The following is a 3,347-nucleotide window of genomic DNA, read 5'->3' on the forward strand; positions in this document are numbered from 1 at the left end:
TGGCTGTGTCACTTTGTGAGGGAGTCATTTGGAGGCGGTTCCGGGAGTCGCTTCGTATGGCTCAGCAAGATCAATGTCAGTGAGTTTTGATGTCACTGACCCGCAGTGGAAGACGGCCGAGACACGTGTTCGTCGCAAGCGAAGACGGTCGTGGTCCAAGGCCGCCGCTGCCAGGGTGTGCTCATGAATACGACACCGGATGGACGGCCGATCCCGCCCGCGCATGCCGACGAGCGCGCCATGCTGGAAGCATGGCTGGACTTTCACCGTGCGACTCTGGCCCTGAAGTGTTCGGGCCTGAAAGATGATCAATTACGGCGGGCTGCGGCGTCACCGTCGTCGATGACGCTGCTCGGTCTCGTTCAGCACATGGCTGAGGTGGAGCGCAACTGGTTCCAGCGTGTGTTCGCAGGTCTGACCGTGTCGCCTGTCTTCGGGGAGGGCAACCCCGACGGCTTCGCTCTTCAGCCGGAACGAGGACTCGACGAGGCGACGGCTGCCTGGCAAGCGGAGGTCGCCCGAGGGCGCGAGCTGATCGCTGACGCATCGCTGGACGACTCCGGTCACCTGTCCGAGCAGGAAGCGGGTCACGTCGGCGATCAGGGAGTGTCTTTGCGCTGGATCATGGTGCACATGATCGAGGAATACGCACGTCACAACGGTCATGCCGACCTTATCCGCGAGCAGGTTGACGGAGCCACCGGCGCGTGAGACGTGCTGGCGCGGTCGAAAGGACCGCGCCAGCATTCGGCACTCCCTATCAGCCGGCGGCGGCCTGCTCGGCCAGGGCCTTGGTGTGGGCGAGGCGGTAGGACTCGGTGCCGGTCTGGATGATCGCGCCGTTGAAGGTGAGGCGGTCGACGATGGCCGCGCAGAGCCGGGGATCGGTGAAGGTCTTCGTCCAGCCGCTGAAGGATTCGTTGGAGGCGATGGCGACGCTGTTCTTCTCCTCGCGTTCGGTCAGGACCTGGAACAGCAGCTCAGCGCCCCTCCGGTCGAGTTCCATGTAGCCGAGTTCGTCGATGCAGAGAAGGTCGACGCGGCCGTAGCGGGCGATCGTCTTGGACAGCTGCTTCTCGTCGGCAGCCTCGACCAGCTCGTTGACGAGCTTGGTGGCCAGCGCGTAGCGGACGCGGAAGCCCTGCATGGCGGCTTCGGTGCCCAGGGCTATCAGCAGGTGGGACTTGCCGGTGCCTGAGTCGCCGATCAGGCAAAGCGGTTCCCCCTTCTTGACCCATTCGCAGGTCGCGAGGGTGTTGACGGTGGCCGGGTCGACGTTGGGGTTGGCGTCGAAGTCGAAGGCCCGCAGGCTCTTCTCCCGGGGGAAGGCCGCGGCCCGGATACGGCGTTCGGACCGGCGCCGGGCCCGATCGTCGCATTCCGCCATCAGCAGCTCTGCCAGAAAAGCCCGGTAGGACATCTGCTCACGGGCGGCGCCGTCGGCCTGGTCTTTGAACTGCTGGCGGATGGTGGGCAGCCGCAGCATGCGGCATGCCTGGTCGATGGAGGCGGTGGCGGCTTCTTCGGTCAGCCCGCGCTTGCGTGGACTCATGATCCTTCTTTCTCGCCTGCCGTGCGGCCAGGCCGTTTGAGTAGCTGGTCGTAGTGGGTCACCGAGGGAAGCGGCCGGGTGTCGGGCGGGAGATGGGACAGCTTCCAGTCGGCGAGGAAGGTCACCGACGCGGTCGGTCCCTCGTCCTTCGTCGCCTGTTCTGTCCCGGGACGGGCCGGTGGGACCGGGTCACCGTCTGACTCGGCGAGCTTGCGTGCCTCCAATGCGACCGCGTCGGCGGTTAGGGCTCCGGCCCGGTAGGCGGCGGCCAGACCGGCCACGACCTGCTCGTGGTCCATGTGCCGGGCCAGCAGGAGCACCTCGATCAGTGCACGGGTGCCGGCCGCGTCACCGTGGGCAGCCTTCGCCGCGGCCCACCACTTGTCATGGACGGGGGTGAAGCGGCCTGCTGAGCGGGCCTGTTCCAGCGCGGTCGATCCGGGAAAGGCGCCCGGCTTGCGCAGCAGGGCTTCCAGATAGTGGTCGAGGACCAGGCGGGAGCCGTGCCGGCCGCCCAGACGTTCGTGCCGTGTGATCACGGTGCGACCGTCGTAGACGACGAGGTCGTTGGCATGGAGGAGCACTCGCAGCTGACGCCCGATGAAGCGGACCGGTACCGAGTAGGCGTTGCCGCGGACGCTGATCTGGCTGAAGCGGTTGACCCTCGGGGTGAACCAGCGTCCCGTCTCGAACGGCTCTGTGGGCAGCGGCCGCAGCAAGTGCTGTTCCTGGGCGAAGTAGTCGCCGATGGTGCGGGTGCGGCCTCGTAGCCTGCGTGCTTCGTCGTCTTGGTCCCACTGGTCGACCATCGCGTTCAGCTCGGTGAGTGAGGCGACTTCGGGGACGGGGACGAAGTGGTTGCGGCGGTAGTAGCCGATCTGCCCCTCGACTCCGCCCTTCTCGTGGGCGCCCTCGATGCCGGGCCGACAGTAGAACGGCTCGATGCCCCAGTGCGAGCGGAATGCCGTCCAGCGGTCCGTCTCCACTCGGCCCCGGTAGAAGCCCAGCACCCGTTCGACTGCGGCCCGCAGGTTGTCGTAGCGGATGTGCGCTCGCGGGATGCCGCCCAGGACCCGGAAGGCGTGCACATGGCCTTCGAAGAACGCCTCCTGACCTGCGGTGGCGAACACCCGGTGCACGGCCTTGCCGGAGTACGACAACCGCAGCGAGAACAGATAGAGCCGGGTCAGCTCGCCCGCCAGGAGCACGTGTACCTCGCCGAAGTCGACCTCCGCTTCCGCGCCGGGCAGGTGGGTCTGCGGCACGAACATCGCCTGCGGGCCGATGCCCGCATCTCGCCGAATCTCCGGCCGCCGGTCCTTCACATAGGTGCGGACCATGGGGTAGGAGATGTCGTCGGCACCGTGCTCCTCCACCAGCCGGTCGAAGATCCTCTGGGCGGTATGCCGCTGCTTGGTCGGCGCATCCAAATCCGCCTGCAGAATCCCGTCGATCAGCGGCTTGTAGGGATCCAGCCGAGACTCCCGGCGCCGCTGCTGTTTGCGGGGCTCCGGCCACTGACCGTCCAGGGCCCTCCGCACCGTCCGCCAGGTGACGTTGTACTTGCGCTGCAGAGCCCGCTGTGACATGCCACCGCGGTGGTCACGGCGGATCGCGGCGTACAGATCGACCTTCGACTGCGACTTCCCCATAGGGCCCCCTGCGGCAGAAGCACACTCCACCGTCGCACTGCAAGCCCCCGGGTGACGTCAAAACAAACCGACATCGCAAACTCGGTCAGAAGATGACTCCCGGAGTCACCTCGGAACGACTCCCGCACTGAGATACAAAGCCA

General features: G+C 66.5%; 3 protein-coding genes. 1 reads left to right on the forward strand and 2 read right to left on the reverse strand.

Annotation, left to right across the window (positions count from 1 at the left end):
- The first annotated feature begins 183 nt into the window (after window positions 1–183).
- Window positions 184–711, forward strand: coding sequence for a DinB family protein (locus ACIQR3_RS38200; RefSeq protein ID WP_403546194.1), 528 nt, complete (start codon window positions 184–186; stop codon window positions 709–711).
- Between the two features lie 49 nt (window positions 712–760).
- On the opposite strand, the gene istB is transcribed toward ACIQR3_RS38200, so the two are convergent.
- Both istB and istA read right to left on the reverse strand, forming a co-directional pair.
- Window positions 761–1,555 (reverse strand): IS21-like element helper ATPase IstB, encoded by a 795-nt coding sequence (gene istB, locus ACIQR3_RS38205; RefSeq protein WP_403546198.1) that lies wholly within the window; start codon window positions 1,553–1,555, stop codon window positions 761–763.
- Window positions 1,549–3,204, reverse strand: coding sequence for an IS21 family transposase (istA, locus tag ACIQR3_RS38210; RefSeq protein WP_403546196.1), 1,656 nt, complete (start codon window positions 3,202–3,204; stop codon window positions 1,549–1,551). Before istA ends, istB begins: the two co-directional genes overlap by 7 nt.
- Window positions 3,205–3,347 lie beyond the last annotated feature (143 nt).

The organism is Streptomyces sp. NPDC090994 (assembly GCF_044768905.1).
GTDB lineage: Bacteria > Actinomycetota > Actinomycetes > Streptomycetales > Streptomycetaceae > Streptomyces.

What these genes read in the sequence shown, in the direction of transcription:
- ACIQR3_RS38200 (WP_403546194.1), top strand. Translation starts at nt 184, where the DNA reads ATGAATACGACACCGGATGGACGGCCGATCCCGCCCGCGCATGCCGAC.
- istA (WP_403546196.1), bottom strand. Translation starts at nt 3,204, where the DNA reads ATGGGGAAGTCGCAGTCGAAGGTCGATCTGTACGCCGCGATCCGCCGT.